The 15,128-nt window shown below is 69.9% G+C and carries 12 protein-coding genes; 5 read left to right on the top strand and 7 right to left on the bottom strand.

The genetic code is table 11. The annotated features are described in order from the left end of the window. Positions 1-22: 22 nt before the first annotated feature. Positions 23-928, bottom strand: a complete 906-nt coding sequence (locus BKK80_RS16050) for a LysR substrate-binding domain-containing protein (protein ID WP_071014478.1) — start codon at positions 926-928, stop codon at positions 23-25. A gap of 113 nt (positions 929-1,041) precedes the next feature. Here BKK80_RS16050 and BKK80_RS16045 point away from each other — a divergent pair, with 113 nt between their 5' ends. Both BKK80_RS16045 and BKK80_RS16040 read left to right on the top strand, forming a co-directional pair. Further along, positions 1,042-2,229 carry a M20 aminoacylase family protein gene (locus tag BKK80_RS16045; RefSeq protein ID WP_071038109.1) on the top strand — a complete coding sequence of 396 codons (1,188 nt, stop codon included), beginning with the start codon at positions 1,042-1,044 and terminating at the stop codon, positions 2,227-2,229. 62 nt (positions 2,230-2,291) lie between these two features. Continuing rightward, a complete protein-coding gene (locus BKK80_RS16040) occupies positions 2,292-3,611 on the top strand; it encodes an MFS transporter (RefSeq protein ID WP_071038110.1) in 1,320 nt (439 codons plus the stop codon). Positions 3,612-3,647: 36 nt separating this feature from the next. Here BKK80_RS16040 and BKK80_RS16035 read toward each other — a convergent pair whose 3' ends face one another. Further along, positions 3,648-5,480 (bottom strand): ABC transporter ATP-binding protein, encoded by a 1,833-nt coding sequence (locus tag BKK80_RS16035; RefSeq protein ID WP_071070183.1) that lies wholly within the window; start codon positions 5,478-5,480, stop codon positions 3,648-3,650. A gap of 344 nt (positions 5,481-5,824) precedes the next feature. On the opposite strand from BKK80_RS16035, the gene BKK80_RS16030 reads away from it, so the two are divergent. From BKK80_RS16030 to BKK80_RS16020, 3 genes are all read left to right on the top strand, one after another. Beyond that, positions 5,825-6,595 carry an SDR family oxidoreductase gene (locus tag BKK80_RS16030; RefSeq protein WP_071014467.1) on the top strand — a complete coding sequence of 257 codons (771 nt, stop codon included), beginning with the start codon at positions 5,825-5,827 and terminating at the stop codon, positions 6,593-6,595. Between the two features lie 254 nt (positions 6,596-6,849). After that, positions 6,850-8,382 carry a histidine ammonia-lyase gene (hutH, locus tag BKK80_RS16025; protein WP_071014463.1) on the top strand — a complete coding sequence of 511 codons (1,533 nt, stop codon included), beginning with the start codon at positions 6,850-6,852 and terminating at the stop codon, positions 8,380-8,382. A 246-nt stretch (positions 8,383-8,628) separates the two neighbouring features. Continuing rightward, positions 8,629-9,942: an MFS transporter gene (locus BKK80_RS16020; RefSeq protein WP_071014461.1), complete on the top strand. Its 1,314-nt coding sequence runs from the start codon at positions 8,629-8,631 to the stop codon at positions 9,940-9,942. A gap of 106 nt (positions 9,943-10,048) precedes the next feature. Here BKK80_RS16020 and BKK80_RS16015 read toward each other — a convergent pair whose 3' ends face one another. The 5 genes from BKK80_RS16015 to BKK80_RS15995 all read right to left on the bottom strand — a co-directional run bounded on the left by BKK80_RS16015 (position 10,049) and on the right by BKK80_RS15995 (position 14,815). After that, positions 10,049-11,725: an L-lactate permease gene (locus tag BKK80_RS16015; RefSeq protein WP_071016512.1), complete on the bottom strand. Its 1,677-nt coding sequence runs from the start codon at positions 11,723-11,725 to the stop codon at positions 10,049-10,051. Positions 11,726-12,064: 339 nt separating this feature from the next. Further along, positions 12,065-12,709: a glutathione S-transferase family protein gene (locus BKK80_RS16010; RefSeq protein ID WP_071014459.1), complete on the bottom strand. Its 645-nt coding sequence runs from the start codon at positions 12,707-12,709 to the stop codon at positions 12,065-12,067. A 55-nt stretch (positions 12,710-12,764) separates the two neighbouring features. Next, positions 12,765-13,952 carry an aminotransferase-like domain-containing protein gene (locus BKK80_RS16005; RefSeq protein WP_071070181.1) on the bottom strand — a complete coding sequence of 396 codons (1,188 nt, stop codon included), beginning with the start codon at positions 13,950-13,952 and terminating at the stop codon, positions 12,765-12,767. Positions 13,953-13,991: 39 nt separating this feature from the next. Continuing rightward, entirely contained in the window at positions 13,992-14,321 is a 330-nt protein-coding gene (locus BKK80_RS16000) for a DHCW motif cupin fold protein (RefSeq protein WP_071014449.1), read from the bottom strand. Positions 14,322-14,359: 38 nt separating this feature from the next. Continuing rightward, a complete protein-coding gene (locus tag BKK80_RS15995; protein WP_071014447.1) occupies positions 14,360-14,815 on the bottom strand; it encodes a RidA family protein in 456 nt (151 codons plus the stop codon). Between the last annotated feature and the right edge of the window lie 313 nt (positions 14,816-15,128).

The following is a 15,128-nucleotide window of genomic DNA, read 5'->3' as shown; positions in this document are numbered from 1 at the left end:
CTGCCTGCCGGGCGGGCGGGGCTCAGCTGGCCTCGGCGCCCTGGGCGGCCGAGGCGCGGATGCAGTGCAGGAAGTAGTCGGCCGGACCGGTGGGAATGGCACCCTCGCGCACCAGCAGCGCCAGGTGCAGGTCGGGCGGGTTCTCCGGCAGCGCCAGCGCCTGCAGGCGGGCACTGGTCACGCTGGCCTGCAGGGTGGCGCGCGACAGCGGCACCACCGCATCGGTTTCCAGCAGCAGGGTGGAGAACAGCAGGTTCGAAGTGCAGCGGGTGACGCGCCGCGGCGGTGCCAGGCCGTGGCGTGCGAACAGGTCCGCCAGGTAGCGCGGGTAGTCGTCGCCGGCATCGGCGTGCAGCCATTCCGCATCCTGCAATGCCGCCAGCGAGGTGCAGCCCGCCAGCGGACTGGTGCGGCGGATGGCGAAGGTGGTGGGAAAGACGAACAGTTCGGTGCAGGTGACGAAGGCTTCGTCGGGCGTGGCCTGGAAGGCGGCCAGGGCGAAGTCGAGCCGGCCGTTGCGCAGGTTCTCCAGCAGCCGCGCATGGTCGAACTCGAGGAAATCGACCGCCACCTCGGGCATCGCGCGGCGGAAGCGGGTGAACGCCTGCGGCATCACGGCCAGTCCGGCCAGCGGCGTCACGCCGATCTGCAGCCGCCCTTCGCGCGCGCCGCGCAGCCCTGCCAGGTCCTGCTCGGCGCGCTCCAGCTCGCTGACGATCAGGCGCGCCCGCGCCAGCAGCCGCTGGCCTTCCGCGGTCAGCGTCACCCCCCAGGAATTGCGCGCCAGCAGCGCCACGCCGGCGTCGGCCTCGAGCTCGCGCATGGCCTTGGTGATGGCCGGCTGGCTGACGCACAGCGCGCGCGCCGCCGCATTGATGCTGCCTTCGTCGGCGATGGCGACCAGCGCGCGCAGATGGTGGTGCTTCATAGGGGCTAGGGAAAGCCCGGATAACCGGGAGTTATGGCTATCAATATTTGTGCTTAGTCAGGCCGCGGCTGGCATCCTAGGATGGCGGATCCGTTCCCATCGAGGTAATCCGCATGTCGACCCAGCCCGCCATTATTCCCGAGATCCATGCCAGCCAGGCGGATTTCGTCGCGATCCGCCGCCAGATCCACGCCCATCCGGAACTGGGCTTCGAGGAAGAGCGCACCAGCAAGCTGGTGGCCGCCAAGCTGCGGGAGTGGGGCTATGACGTGACCGAAGGCATCGGCGGCACCGGCGTGGTGGGCCAGCTCAAGGTGGGCAGCGGCACGCGCCGGCTCGGCATCCGCGCCGACATGGATGCGCTGCCGATCCAGGAGACCACCGGCCTGCCGTACGCCAGCGCCGTGCCGGGCAAGATGCACGCCTGCGGCCACGACGGCCACACCGCCATCCTGCTGGCGGCCGCGCACTACCTGGCGCGCACGCGCCGCTTCGATGGCACCCTCAACCTGATCTTCCAGCCGGCCGAGGAAGGCCTGGGCGGCGCCCCCCGCATGATGGAAGACGGCCTGTTCGAGCGCTTTCCCTGCGACGCCGTCTACGCGCTGCACAACGGTCCCGGCGTGCCGGTCGGCCACTTCGTGCTGCGCGAAGGCGTGATGGCGGCCTCCTCCGATTCGGTCACGGTGACGCTGACCGGCAAGGGCACGCACGGCGCCATGCCGAGCTTCGGGCGCGACCCCATCGTGGCGGCGGCGGCCATCGTGATGGCGCTGCAGACCATCGTGGCGCGCAATATCCCGGCCACCGAGGCGGGCGTGATCAGCGTCGGCGCGCTGCATGCCGGCAAGGCCCACAACGTGATCCCCGACAGCGCGCAGATCCTGCTGACGGTGCGCGCGCAGGACCGCGAGGTGCGCGATACGCTGGAGCAGCGCCTGCGCGAGGTGGTGGAGCTGCAGGCCAAGAGCTTCGGCGTGGCGGCGCAGATCGATTACCAGCACATCTCACGCGTGCTGATGAACGCGCCCGAGCAGACCCGCTTCGCGCGCAGCGTGATCGAGGAACTGGTGGGGGCGGAACGGATCGTCGAGCCGCCCAAGGGCATGATGGGCAGCGAGGACTTCTCCTGGATGCTGGAGCGCGTGCCGGGCTGCTACGTGGTGCTGGGCAACGGTACCGGTTCGCATGGCGGCTGCATGGTGCACAACCCCGGCTACGACTTCAATGACGAGGCGCTGGCGCTGGGCGCTTCGCTGTGGGCGCGGCTGACCGAGCGCTACCTGGTGGCCGGCGCCTGAGCGGCGCCAGCCGGCGCGGACGGACAACGACAAGAACGACAGGCAAAGAGAAGGAGACAATCATGCAGGAAGGTCTGGAGGCGGCCGCGATCGGGGCCGGCAAGGCGCAGGGCGCGGCAGCGCGGCCGGCGTCGCAGCGAGCCATGCAACGGCGCGCCGTGGTGGCGGCTTCGCTGGGCAATGCGCTGGAATGGTTCGACTTCACCGTGTTCAGCTTCTTCGCGGTGCTGATCGGCAAGCTGTTCTTCCCGGTGGAGGGCGAGTATGGTTCGCTGCTGCTGTCGCTGGCCACCTTCGGCATCGGCTTCGTGATGCGGCCGCTCGGCAGCGTGGTGATCGGCAACTATGCTGATCGCGCCGGGCGCAAGCCGGCGCTGACGCTGACCATCGGCCTGATGGCACTGGGCACGGCCATCATCGGCCTGGCCCCCACCTACGCCCAGATCGGCATCGCGGCACCGCTGCTGATCGTGGCGGGCCGCCTGCTGCAGGGCTTCTCGGCCGGCGGCGAGGTCGGCGCGGCGACCAGCTTCCTGATGGAGTCGGGCACGCGCGCCAACCGCGGCTTCATGGTGAGCTGGCAGATGGCGGGGCAGGGCGCTTCGGCGCTGGCCGGCGCGCTGTGCGGCGCCTTGCTGACGCGCGGCCTGGCACCTGAGGCTCTCGAGTCCTGGGGCTGGCGCGTGCCCTTCCTGCTGGGGCTGATGATCGGCCCGGTGGGCTTCTACATCCGGCGCCACCTCGACGAGACCCACAGCGACCACGCGCGCGAGCGCAGCGCCTTCGCCGAGGTGCTGCGCGGGCACGGCCGCGCGCTGCTGCTCGGCACGCTGCTGATCCTGGGGGGCACCGCCAGCATGTACGTGGTGGTGTTCTACATGCCGTCCTACCTGGTCAAGATGGCCCACATGCCGCCGGCGACCTCGCTGCTGGCGGGCTGCGCCGCCGGTGCCACGCTGCTGGTGCTGTCGCCGCTGGCGGGCTGGCTGGCCGACCGCCTGCCGCGCCGCAAGCCGCTGCTGCTGGCGGTCAGCCTCCTGTCCCTGCTGGTGGTATGGCCGGCCTTCTCCGCGGTGCAGGGCCAGCCTTCGCTGGCCACCGTGCTGGCGGTGGTGGTGGGGCTGGTGGCGCTGCTGTCGACCAGCAGCCCGGCGGGCTTCCTGCTGATCATGGAGTCCTTCCCGCGCAAGGTGCGCGCCACCGGCCTGGCCATCGTCTACGCCAGCGGCGTGACGCTGTTCGGCGGCTTCGCGCAGTTCATCGTCACCTGGCTGCTCAAGCTGAGCGGCGATCCGATGGCACCGGCCTGGTACATGCTGGGCTGTTCGGCGGTCAGCTTCGCCGCCTTGCTGGCCTTCCGCGAGCAGGCTGCAGCCGACTGAGCGCGGCCGGCCGGGCCGGCGCGCGGCGCGGCACGCTCATTCGACGCCGACGAAGCCGCCGGTCTGGTGTGCCCACAGGCGGGCGTAGAGCCCGTCGCGCGCCAGCAGCTCGGCATGGGTGCCGCTCTCGACGATACGGCCCCGGTCCAGCACCACCAGCCGGTCCATGCGGGCGATGGTGGAAAGCCGGTGGGCGATGGCGATCACGGTCTTGCCGCGCATCAGGGTCTCCAGGCTTTCCTGGATGGCCGCCTCCACTTCGGAGTCGAGTGCCGAGGTAGCCTCGTCCAGGATCAGGATGGGCGCGTCCTTCAGCAGCACGCGCGCGATGGCGATGCGCTGGCGCTGGCCGCCCGACAGCTTGACGCCGCGCTCGCCCACCAGCGCATCCATGCCGCTGCGGCCGTGGCCGTCGACCAGTTGCGGGATGAACTGGTCGGCATGCGCCAGGCGCACCGCGCGCACCAGTTCCTCCTCGCTGGCTCCGGGCCGGCCGTACAGCAGGTTGTCGCGGATCGAACGGTGCAGCAGCGAGGTGTCCTGCGTGACCACGCCGACCTGGGCGCGCAGGCTTTCCTGCGCCACCGTGGCGACGTCCTGGCCGTCCACCAGGATGCGTCCACCCTCCACGTCGTAGAGGCGCAGCAGCAGGTTGACCAGCGTCGACTTGCCGGCGCCCGACGGGCCGACCAGGCCGATCTTCTCGCCCGGGCGCACGGTCAGGTCCAGCTCGTCGATCACGCCGCCGCCCTTGCCGTAGTGGAAGCGGACCTGCTCGAAGCGGACCTCGCCGCGCGGCACCTGCAACGGCGGCGCGCCGGGCCGGTCGAGCACCTGGCGGGGTGCCGAGATGGTCTGCATGCCGTCCTGCACCTGGCCCACGTTCTCGAAGATGCCATTGACGACCCACATGATCCAGCCCGACATATTGTTGATGCGGATCACCAGGCCGGTAGTCAGCGCGATGGTGCCGACGGTGATGCTGCCCTCGTTCCACAGCCACAGCGCGAGGCCGGTGGTACCGGCGATCAGCGCACCGTTCATGGCGGTGACGGTAGTGTCCATGGCGCTGACCATGCGGCCGGCCAGCCGGGTCTTGTCGACCTGGTCTGCCATTGCCTCGCGCGCATAGGCTTCCTCGTGCCGGCTGTGCGCGAACAGCTTGAGCGTGGCGATATTGGTGTAGCCGTCGACGATGCGGCCCATCAGGCGCGAGCGCGCCGCGGTCGCCGCCACCGAGCGCGCCTTCACGCGCGGCACGAACCAGGCCAGCGCCGCCACATAGCCGGCGATCCACAGCACCAGCGGCACCATCAGGCGCCAGTCGGCGCTGGCGAACAGCACCAGCGCTCCGGCGGCGTAGATCAGCACGTGCCAGATGGCATCCACCGCCTGCACGGCGGAGTCGCGCAGCGAGAAGCCGGTCTGCATGATGCGCTGGGCGATGCGGCCGGCGAAGTCGTTCTGGAAGAAGGACAGGCTCTGGCGCAGCACGTAGCGGTGGTTCTGCCAGCGCACCAGGTTGGACAGGCTGGGGTTGACCACCTGGTGTACCAGTATGTCGTGCAGGCCGAAGAAGAGCGGGCGCAGCAGCAGGGAAACCACGGCCATCCACAGCAGCTCGGTGCGGTGGCGCGCGAAGAAGTCCGGCCCGGGGCCCTCCCTGGCCATGTCGACCAGGCGGCCGAGGAAGTCGAACAGTGCCACCTCGATCAGCGCGCCGGCCAGCCCCACCGCCAGCAGCAGCGCGAACACGCCGCGCACTTCGCGCAGGAAGTACAGGTAGAAGCGCCAGACCTCGCCCGGGGGGCGCTGGTCGGGCATGGCGCGGAAGGGATCGATCAGTCTTTCCAGGCGACGTATCAGCATAGGGGATCCTGGCTTGGCCCGGTGCCGGGTGGCGGCCCCGACTGTGGACACGGTGTCGGGGCGGGTGGCGCGCTGCCTGTGGCGTGGCGGCCGTACTGCCGGAGGGCGGGCGCAGCGCCGGGGTCCGGCGCGTGCCGGGCCGCACCGTGGCGATGGGAAAACTCGATTCTCGCACGCATGCCTTGCCCGCAATGTATCGAATTGTTCGCTGAACTGCCTGCCGTTGCCGCTGCCACGCGAAGCAAGAAACGGGGTGCGGCCGGGTGGCCCGGCCGCCTAGCATGCCGACTCGATCGACGCCGGCACGGCTGCGCGCATCCGGCCGGCACTGACAAGGAGCTGACGTGCAACAACAACTGGAAGGCAAGGTGGCGATCGTCACCGGGGCCAGCGCCGGCATCGGCCGTGCGGCGGCGCGGCTGTTCGCCGCGCAGGGCGCGCGCGTGGTCGCGGTGGCGCGCAGGGAGGCCGGGCTGAGGCAACTGGCCGGGGAAATCGAGGCGGCCGGCGGAGAGGCCGCCTGGGTCGCCGGCGACGTGCGGCAGGAGGCGTGCGCGCAGGCTGCCGTGGCCATGGCGCTGGAGCGCTTCGGGGGCCTCGATATCGGTTTCAACAACGCGGGCACGCTCGGCAGCCTGAAACCCGTCACCGAGCTCACGGCAGGCGAGTGGCAGGACGTGATCGCCACAAACCTGGACAGCGCCTTCTACGGCGCGCGCCACCAGATCCCGGCCATCCTCGCGGGAGGGCGGGGCGGGGCCCTGGTGTTCACCTCGTCCTTCGTCGGCCATACCGTCGGATTCCCCGGCATGGCCGCCTATGCGGCCAGCAAGGCGGGCCTGCTCGGGCTGGTCAGGACGCTGGCCGCCGAGTACGGCGCGCAGGGCCTGCGCGCCAATGCGCTGCTGCCCGGCGGCACCGATACCGAGATGGGGCGGACGGTGGCCGACAGCGAGGCGGCGCGGGCCGCGGTGGCGAACCTGCATGCGTTGAAGCGGCTGGCCATGCCGGAGGAGATCGCCCGCTCGGCGCTGTACCTGGTGTCCGATGCATCCAGCTTCACCACCGGCAGCCTGCTGCTGGCGGAGGGCGGGGTGTCGGTCTGCCGCGCCTAGCCGGCTGGCCGGCCAATCGTCGACCGCATCGTCGAGCGCATCGTCGAGCGCATCGTCGAGCGTGCGGGTGACGCAGGCGCCTTGCGGCGCCTGCACACATAGTCGACGCGGCGGCCGATGCGGCGCCGGCGCCTCCCCGCATGGTGCGCCGTCGCGCAGACCCCCGGGCTTCCCCTAATTTATCGCAAGCTGTATATACAGGACTATACACGTACCGGGGCGCGAGCCGCGCCGGGAGAATGGGAGCCCCTGACATGCCATCACTGAACCTGAAGCCCGGCACGCTACGCCTGGCCCAACTGCGCCAGGCCTACCTGGCCCCGCTGCAGATCCGCCTCGACGCGGAAGCCGGCGCCGCCATCGATGCCAGCGTGGCCTGCGTGCAGGGCATCCTGGCCGCCGGCCGCACCGCGTACGGTATCAACACCGGCTTCGGCCTGCTGGCGCAGACCCGCATCGCGCCCGAAGACCTGGAAAAACTGCAGCGCTCGCTGGTCCTGTCGCATGCGGCCGGCGTGGGCGAGGCGCTCGACGACGCCATGGTGCGGCTGATCCTGCTGTTGAAGATCAACAGCCTCGCACGTGGCTTCTCGGGCATCCGCCGCGAAGTGATCGAAGCCCTGATCTCCCTGGTCAATGCCGAGGTCTATCCGCATATCCCGCTCAAGGGCTCGGTCGGCGCCTCGGGCGACCTGGCGCCGCTGGCGCACATGTCGCTGGTGCTGCTGGGCGAGAGCCGCGCGCGCCACCGCGGCGAATGGCTGCCGGCCCGCGAGGCGCTGGCCGTGGCCGGCCTGCAGCCGCTGACCCTGGCCGCCAAGGAGGGGCTGGCCCTGCTTAACGGCACCCAGGTCTCCACCGCCTATGCACTGCGCGGCCTGTTCGAGGCCGAGGACCTGTATGCCGCCGCCACCGTGTGCGGCGCGCTGAGCGTGGAGGCCATGCTGGCTTCGCGCGCGCCCTTCGATGCGCGCATCCATGCCGTGCGCGGCCAGCGCGGCCAGATCGACGCCGCCGCCGCCTATCGCTCACTGCTGACCGAGACCAGCGAGCTGGCGCGCTCGCATGCACAGTGCGACAAGGTGCAGGATCCGTACTCGCTGCGCTGCCAGCCGCAGGTGATGGGCGCCTGCCTGACGCAGTTGCGCCAGGCCGCCGAGGTCCTGGAGATCGAGGCCAACGCGGTCTCCGACAATCCGCTGGTGTTCGCCGAGCAGGGCGACGTGATCTCGGGCGGCAACTTCCACGCCGAGCCGGTGGCGATGGCCGCTGACAACATCGCGCTGGCGCTGGCCGAGACCGGCGCGCTGTCGGAGCGGCGCATCTCGCTGATGATGGACATGCACATGTCGCAGCTGCCGCCCTTCCTGGTGGCCAACGGCGGCGTCAATTCCGGCTTCATGATCGCCCAGGTCACAGCCGCCGCGCTGGCCAGCGACAACAAGGCGCTGGCGCATCCGGCCAGCGTCGACAGCCTGCCGACCTCGGCCAACCAGGAAGACCACGTGTCGATGGCGCCCAATGCCGGCAAGCGCCTGTGGGCCATGGCCGACAACGTGCGCGGCATCCTCGCGGTGGAATGGCTCGGCGCCTGCCAGGGCCTGGATTTCCGCGAGGGCCTGAAGAGTTCCCCCCGGCTGGAAGAGGCCCGCGCGCTGCTGCGCGCCAAGGTGCCGTATTACCAGGAAGACCGCTTCTTCGCGCCCGATATCGAGGCGGCCAGCGGCTTGCTTGGCAGCGCCTGCCTGAACGGACTGATGCCGGACGGCCTGCTGCCCAGCCTCTAGGCAGGCGCCCGGCTGCCTGCCGGGCTGCGGCGGCCCGCCCCGGCGGCGGGCCGGCAAGACCCCAAGGAGATACACCGATGCAGGATCCATTGATCCGGCCGGAGGGCGCTCGCGCGTACTCCGGCCTGCCTGTCGCGCCGCCGCGCCGATAGCGCTCCGCCGCGTGCCGTGAGCGGCCCGCGGCCTTCACCCCGCGCCCGCACGCTCGGGCAGCGCCCCTTTTTTCTACCTACCGGGATGCCATCCATGTCCATCGAACGCACCATGTCCAGCCCGCCGGCCGAAACCGGCGCCGGCGTGGCCAGCCCGCCGCTGTCCAAGGTCCATGCCATCGCTGCCATCACCATCGGCAACGGCCTGGAGTTCTACGATTTCGTCGTCTACAGCTTCTTCGCCACGCTGATCGGGCGCCTCTACTTTCCCGTGGCCGATCCGACCGGCCAGCTGCTGCTGTCCTTCGCCACCTTCGGCGTCGGCTTCCTGATGCGCCCGCTCGGCGGCCTGCTGATCGGCATCTATGCCGACCGCGTCGGGCGCAAGCCCGCGGTAGCGCTGACGCTGTGGCTGATGGGCCTGAGTTCGGTGATCTTCGTGGTGACGCCGACCTATGCCCAGATCGGCATGGCCGCGCCGCTGATGATCCTGCTGGCACGCCTGGTGCAGGGCTTCGCCATCGGCGGCGAGATGGGCGCTTCCACCGCCCTGCTGCTGGAGTATGCGGACGAACGCTCGCGCGGCTACTACACGAGCTGGCAGCCATTCAGCCAGGGGCTGGCGGCGCTGTTCGGCGCCCTGGTCGGACTGGCGCTGAGCAACCTGCTCGAGCCGGCGGCACTGGAGTCCTGGGGCTGGCGCGTGGCCTTCGTCATCGGCATCCTGGTGATCCCGGTGGGTCTGCTGATCCGGCGCCGCCTGGAGGAAACCGCGCCGGCCGGCGAGCACGGCGAGGAAGTCCCGGGACTGGCATTGCTGCTGGCGCACCGGCGGGCACTGGCCGCCAGCATCCTGCTGATGATCGGCGTGGCCTCGTCGACCTACATCGTCGTGTACTACCTCAGCAACTATGCCGTCAGCCAGCTGCACATGCCGCTCTCGCTGGGCATCTGGGCGGGTTGCGTGGCGTCCGTGGTGCAGGTGCTGCTGTCGCCGTTCGCCGGCTGGCTGTGCGATCGCCTGGGCCGCCGTCCGGTGGTGCTGTGGTCGCGCGTCGCACTGCTGGTGGGCATCTACCCGGCATTCGCCCTGATCAATGCCGAGCCGAGCCTGGCGCGCCTGCTGGTGGTGGTCGGCTGCCTCTCGGTGCCGATGTCGATGAGCTCGCCGGCCTCGATGGTGCTGGTCAGCGAGGTGCTGCCGCAGCGCCTGCGCGCCACCGGCCTGTCGATCGCCTACTGCGTGGCGATCGCCATCTTCGGCGGTTTTGCCCAGTTCTTCTCCACCGAGTTGATCCACCTGACCGGCAACCCGAACGCGCCCGCCTTCTACGTGATCGGTTGCGGCCTGGTCTCCTTGCTGGGGCTGGCGATGGTGCCTGAAACCCTCGGCCGCCGCCTGAAGTAAGCCTGTCCCGGCGCCGGCCGATGGCGCGAAAAAAAGCCCCGCCTGCGCAGGCGGGGCTTCTTGCATCCGGCGGAGAGGTTGAACCGCGCCGCGCCGTACAGCGCCGTCAGTGGATCACCAACTGCGTGAACGGATGCACGTAGGCCTGCAGCGTGATGAAGAGACCTACCAGGATCGCCAGCGCGATCGAGTGGAAGAACACATAGCGCAGGATATCGCCCTCGTGGCCGTACCACTTGGTCGCGGTGGAGGCCACCACGATGGACTGGGCATCGATCATCTTGCCCATCACGCCGCCCGAGCTGTTGGCCGCCGCCATCAGCACCGGCGACAGGCCGAGCTGCTCGGCGGTGGTCTTCTGCAGGCCGCCGAACAGCACGTTGGAGGCGGTGTCCGAGCCGGTCAGCGCCACGCCGAGCCAGCCCAGCAGGGTGCCGAACAGCGGGTAGAGCACGCCGGTGTGGGCGAAGGCCAGTCCCAGCGTGGCGTCCAGGCCCGAGTAGCGGGTCAGGTAGCCGATGCCGAACATGGCGCAGATGGTCAGCAGCGAATAGCGCACCAGCTTGATGGTCTCGAAGTACTCCTTGAACAGGCGCGGCACCGAGTAGCCCATCAGCAGCCCGCCCAGCACGGCCGAGGCCAGGATGCCGGTGCCGGCCATGGACAGCACGTTGAAGGCGAACACGGCGCCTTCCGCGGTCGGCTTGGCCACCACCGGCGGCATCTTCTGCACGGCCTTGTCCAGGCCCGGGATGGCGAACTTCCATTGCCACAGGCCATCCATCATCTTCTTGAACTCGGGCACGCCCCAGATGAAGACGAACACGGTCAGGATGACCCATGGCATCCAGGCCTTGACCACCGAGATGCCGGCCGCCGCTGCGCCGGCGCGCGCCTCGGCGGCGACTGCCTCGGGATGGTCGACCTTGGAGTCGTCCTGGCGGCCGAGGATCTTGGTCGAGGTCCAGATCTCCCGGGGCTTCCACACCTTGAGGAAGAGCGTCAGCGAGCCCATCGACACCAGGGCGGCGATGACGTCGACCAGCCACGGGCCGTGGAAGTTGGAGACCAGGAACTGCGGGATGGCGAAGCTGACGCCCGCCACCAGGATGGCCGGCCAGATCGCCAGCATGCCGCGGAAGCCGGCAAAGGCCCAGATCAGCCAGAACGGCACCAGCACCGAGAAGAAGGGGAGCTGGCGGCCGATCATGGCGGACAGTTGCAACAGGTCGAGGCCCGTCACCGAGGCCAGGCCGATGATGGGCGCGCCCAGCGCGCCGTAGGCCACCGGCGCCGTGTTGGCGATCAGGGCCAGGCCGGAGGCGGCCAGCGGCGAGAAGCCCAGGCCGATCAGGATGGCGCCGGTCACCGCCACCGGCGTGCCGAAGCCGGCTGCGCCCTCGAAGAAGGCGCCGAAGCTGAAGGCCACCAGCAGCAGCTGCAGGCGGCGGTCCTCGGTGATGCCGGAGATCGAGTTCTGCAGGACCTTGAACGAGCCGTTGATGGTCGTCAGCCGGTGCAGGAAGATGATGTTCAGCACGATCCAGCCGATCGGGAACAGGCCGGACACGATGCCGAGCCCGGCCGCCTTGCCGGCCATTGCAGCCGGCATGCCGAACACCGCCGAGGCGACCACGATGCCGACCACCAGTGCGAGGCCGGCGGCCAGGTGGGCCTGCAGGTGAAAGAAGGCGAGCGCGGCCAGCAGCACCGCGACCGGAACCCCGGCGGCAATGGTCGACAGCGCCATATTGCCCAGGGGGTCATAGACTTGACTCCACACGATCGATTCCTCCTCTTGGCTGGCGGCAGCCATGCTCCGCTGTGCAGGCCGGCCGCCCGTTTTCTTCTGGTGGCCCGGCACGCAGGATCGCCGGGCAGCGGACAAAGTGCCCGATTGTACAAACGGCCTTGCGCGCTGCCGGCTTAAATCCGGTCACGGTGGCCGTGAGCCGGATTCAGGGATCAGGGTTTGCCTGGGGGGACGCGTCGATGCTGCGTCCCGCGCAGCGTACCCGAAACAGGCGTTCCAGGAAATGCCCCGGCGACGCGGGCGCGGGGAGGGGGAAACCGGGAGGAGGAAAGGAGGAAGGCGGCGCGCCGGCGGCAGCGCCGCCGGGGCTCAGCGCAGCGGCAGCTCGAGGATGCCGGAAGCGGCCGGCCTGGCCCGCATGGCTGCCAGCCAGCGCTCCAGGTTGGGGCGCGGCGTGTGCGTGGCCGGCAGGCCCATCCAGCGGTGAGCGGCGCAGGCCAGCGGGATGTCTGCCATGGTGAAGCGCGTGCCGCCGATGAATTCGCGTTCCGCCAGCGCCTCGTCGAGCAGGGCCGCGAGCGGCTCGGTGGCCGCGCAGGAGGCGGCGATCACGGCCTCGTCACGCTCGGCGGGCGGACGCCGCACCAGGTGCAGGAAGGCGTTGACCATGGCCGGGCTGAAGGCCGTGGCCTGCCAGTCCATCCAGCGATCGGCCGAGGCGCGCGCCTTCACATCGGCCGGCCACAGGCTGTCTTCGCCGTAGCGGGCGCACAGGTAGCGCACGATGGCATTGGATTCCCACAGCACGAAGGGCTCGCCGCCGACGTCGGTGCCGCGGAAATCCTCGATCACCGGGATCTTGCGGTTGGGATTCAGCCGCACATAGGCCTCGGTGTCGAGGTCGCCCCGCGCCACGCCGATGTCGACGCGTTCGTGGTCGAGGTGCAGTTCGCGCGCGCACCAGACCACCTTCTGCACGTTGATCGACGACAGGCGTCCCCAGATTCGCAGCATCGGTTCGTTCTCCGGTTGGCTTGCGCCGGCGCCCCCGACGGCGCCGGCCGGGGGCTCAGGCGGCCTTGGCTTGCGGCGCGGCCGCGTCGATGGCCTGGCGGAACAGCTCGCCCAGGATGGCCACGCCCTGTTCGATCCGCTCCGGCGAGACCGTCACGAAGGCCAGGCGCAGCGTGTTGCGGCGCGGGTTGCTGGCGTAGAACGGCGCGCCCGGCACGTAGGCCACGTTGCGCTGTACCGCCTGTTCCAGCAGGGCCATGCTGTCCAGGCCCTCGGGCAGCTCCACCCAGATGAACATGCCGCCTTCCGGCGCGTTCCAGCGCACGCCCTCGGGCATGTGGCGGGCCAGCGAGTCCAGCATGAAGCGGCACTGCTTGCCGTAGAGTTCGCGGATGGTCGGGATATGGCGCTCGAGCAGGCCGTCGCGGATGGTCTCGTAGGCGATGCGCTGGGTGAAGCTCGGCGTGTGCAGGTCGGAGGCCTGCTTGGCCTGGCACAGCTTGAAGTGCAGTTCCGGCGGGGCGATCACGAAGCCCAGGCGCATGCCCGGCGCCAGGATCTTGGAGAAGGAACCCATGTAGATCACGCCGTCCGGGTTCATCGACAGCAGCGAAGGCAGCTGGCTGCCGGCGTAGCTCAGCTCGCCGTAGGGATCGTCCTCGACCAGCAGCAGGCCCAGTCCCCTGGCGCGCGCCACCAGGGCCTGGCGGCGTTCCAGCGGCAGGCGGCGGCCGGTCGGGTTCTGGAAGTTGGGCAGGGCGTAGAGAAAACGCGCGCCGGCGGTCAGTTCGGCCGTCAGGCTCTCGGGGAGCAGGCCCTGGTCGTCGGTCGGCACCGAGACGAATTCCGGTTCGAACAGCGAGAAGGCCTGCAGCGCGCCGAGGTAGCTGGGCGTCTCGACCAGCACCGGGCTGCCCGGGTCGATCATGACCTTGGCGATCAGGTCTAGCGCCTGCTGCGAGCCGGTGGTGATCAGCACGCGTTCCACGTCGACCTGGTAGCGCTTGGCGACGAACTCGCGCAGCGGCAGGTAGCCTTCGGTGGCGGCGTACTGCAGCGCCGCCTGGGGGTTGTCGGCGAAGACCCGGGCCACTGCCGCTTCCATCTCCGCTACCGGGAAGGTGGCAGGCGAGGGCAGGCCACCGGCGAAGGAGATGACCTCCGGACGCTCGGTGACTTTGAGGATTTCGCGGATGGCCGAGCTGGTGAGCTGTTGTGCCCGGCGGGAGATGGCCCAGTTCATGATGGTCTCTTGTGGTTTTGGGGGAGCCGGCGGACCGGCTCAGTCAACGATAAACAAGCGCGCGCCGCCCGGTGTGGACGAACGGTGCGCTTCCGCCTGGTCGGCGACCTGGTAGCTGGTGCCGGCGCCCAGCACGAAGGTCCTGCCGTCCTCGAGCTCGGTGTGCAGTTCGCCTTCCAGGACAAACAGGATATGGCCCTTCTTGCACCAGTGGTCGGCGAGATAGCCGGCGGAATACTCCACCATGCGTACGCGGATGTCGCCGAACTGGCGCGTGCGCCAGCGGGCCTCGCCGTGTTCGCCTGGGTGGAGGGTCGGTTCGATGGTCGACCAGTCGGTGGTGCCGAACGGCAGGTTGTCGATACGCATGGCGTGGTGCTCAGGTTGTGGCAGCGGGCCGCGTCGGCTTACTTCACCTCGACGATCATCTCGATCTCGACGCAGGCGCCCATCGGGATCTGCGCCACGCCGAAGGCGCTGCGGGCGTGCTTGCCGGCATCGCCGAAGATCTCGACGAAGAATTCCGAGGCGCCGTTGGTCACCAGGTGCTGCTCGGTGAATTCCGGAGTCGAATTGACCAGGCTCATCACCTTGACCACGCGCGTGACGCGGTTCAGGTCGCCCAGGTGGGCGTGCAGCGTGGCCAGCAGGTCGATGGCGATGGCGCGCGCGGCGGCCTTGCCGTCCTCGGTGCCCAGGTCCTTGCCCAGCTTGCCGGCCCAGGGCTTGCCATCCTTGCGTGCGATGTGGCCGGAGACGAAGACGGTGTTGCCGGTCTGGGCAGCCATCACGTAGGCGGCGGCCGGGGCGTTGGCGGTGGGCAGTTCGATGCCGAGGCGGGCGAGGGTATCGTAGACGGACATACGGTCTCCAGTCAGTGCGTGTGTCAAGGGAGTTCGGGGGGATGCTTCCTGCGGGGCTGGCGCGCGCGCAGCGGCGCGCCGGCCAGGCGCCGCCGCTGCGGCGATGGCCGTCGCGGCGCCGGCACCGTGGCCTGCGCCGCGTGCCGGATGCGGCAGCGCGGCCGGGCCGTGCGGCGTCAGGAATGGTAGCGACCATTGTAGCCGGCCTGTGGCGCTCGCGAAGGCTTTTGCCGCTGCCGCGCCGTGGCGGTTGCGGCAGTTGCGGCGGTGCATCAAGCTCCTCCCGCTGGCGCGGGAGCGGCGCGCGGCGGGC

Origin of the sequence: Cupriavidus malaysiensis (genome assembly GCF_001854325.1) — a bacterium.
GTDB lineage: Bacteria > Pseudomonadota > Gammaproteobacteria > Burkholderiales > Burkholderiaceae > Cupriavidus > Cupriavidus malaysiensis.
This window is presented reverse-complemented; position numbering and strand designations above follow the sequence as displayed.

Coding starts and splice junctions, on each gene's coding strand:
- BKK80_RS16005 (WP_071070181.1), bottom strand. CDS start 13,952: ATGAACTGGGCCATCTCCCGCCGGGCACAACAGCTCACCAGCTCGGCC.
- BKK80_RS16040 (WP_071038110.1), top strand. CDS start 2,292: ATGCAGGAAGGTCTGGAGGCGGCCGCGATCGGGGCCGGCAAGGCGCAG.
- BKK80_RS16045 (WP_071038109.1), top strand. CDS start 1,042: ATGTCGACCCAGCCCGCCATTATTCCCGAGATCCATGCCAGCCAGGCG.
- hutH (WP_071014463.1), top strand. CDS start 6,850: ATGCCATCACTGAACCTGAAGCCCGGCACGCTACGCCTGGCCCAACTG.
- BKK80_RS16050 (WP_071014478.1), bottom strand. CDS start 928: ATGAAGCACCACCATCTGCGCGCGCTGGTCGCCATCGCCGACGAAGGC.
- BKK80_RS16000 (WP_071014449.1), bottom strand. CDS start 14,321: ATGCGTATCGACAACCTGCCGTTCGGCACCACCGACTGGTCGACCATC.
- BKK80_RS16035 (WP_071070183.1), bottom strand. CDS start 5,480: ATGCTGATACGTCGCCTGGAAAGACTGATCGATCCCTTCCGCGCCATG.
- BKK80_RS16010 (WP_071014459.1), bottom strand. CDS start 12,709: ATGCTGCGAATCTGGGGACGCCTGTCGTCGATCAACGTGCAGAAGGTG.
- BKK80_RS16020 (WP_071014461.1), top strand. CDS start 8,629: ATGTCCATCGAACGCACCATGTCCAGCCCGCCGGCCGAAACCGGCGCC.
- BKK80_RS15995 (WP_071014447.1), bottom strand. CDS start 14,815: ATGTCCGTCTACGATACCCTCGCCCGCCTCGGCATCGAACTGCCCACC.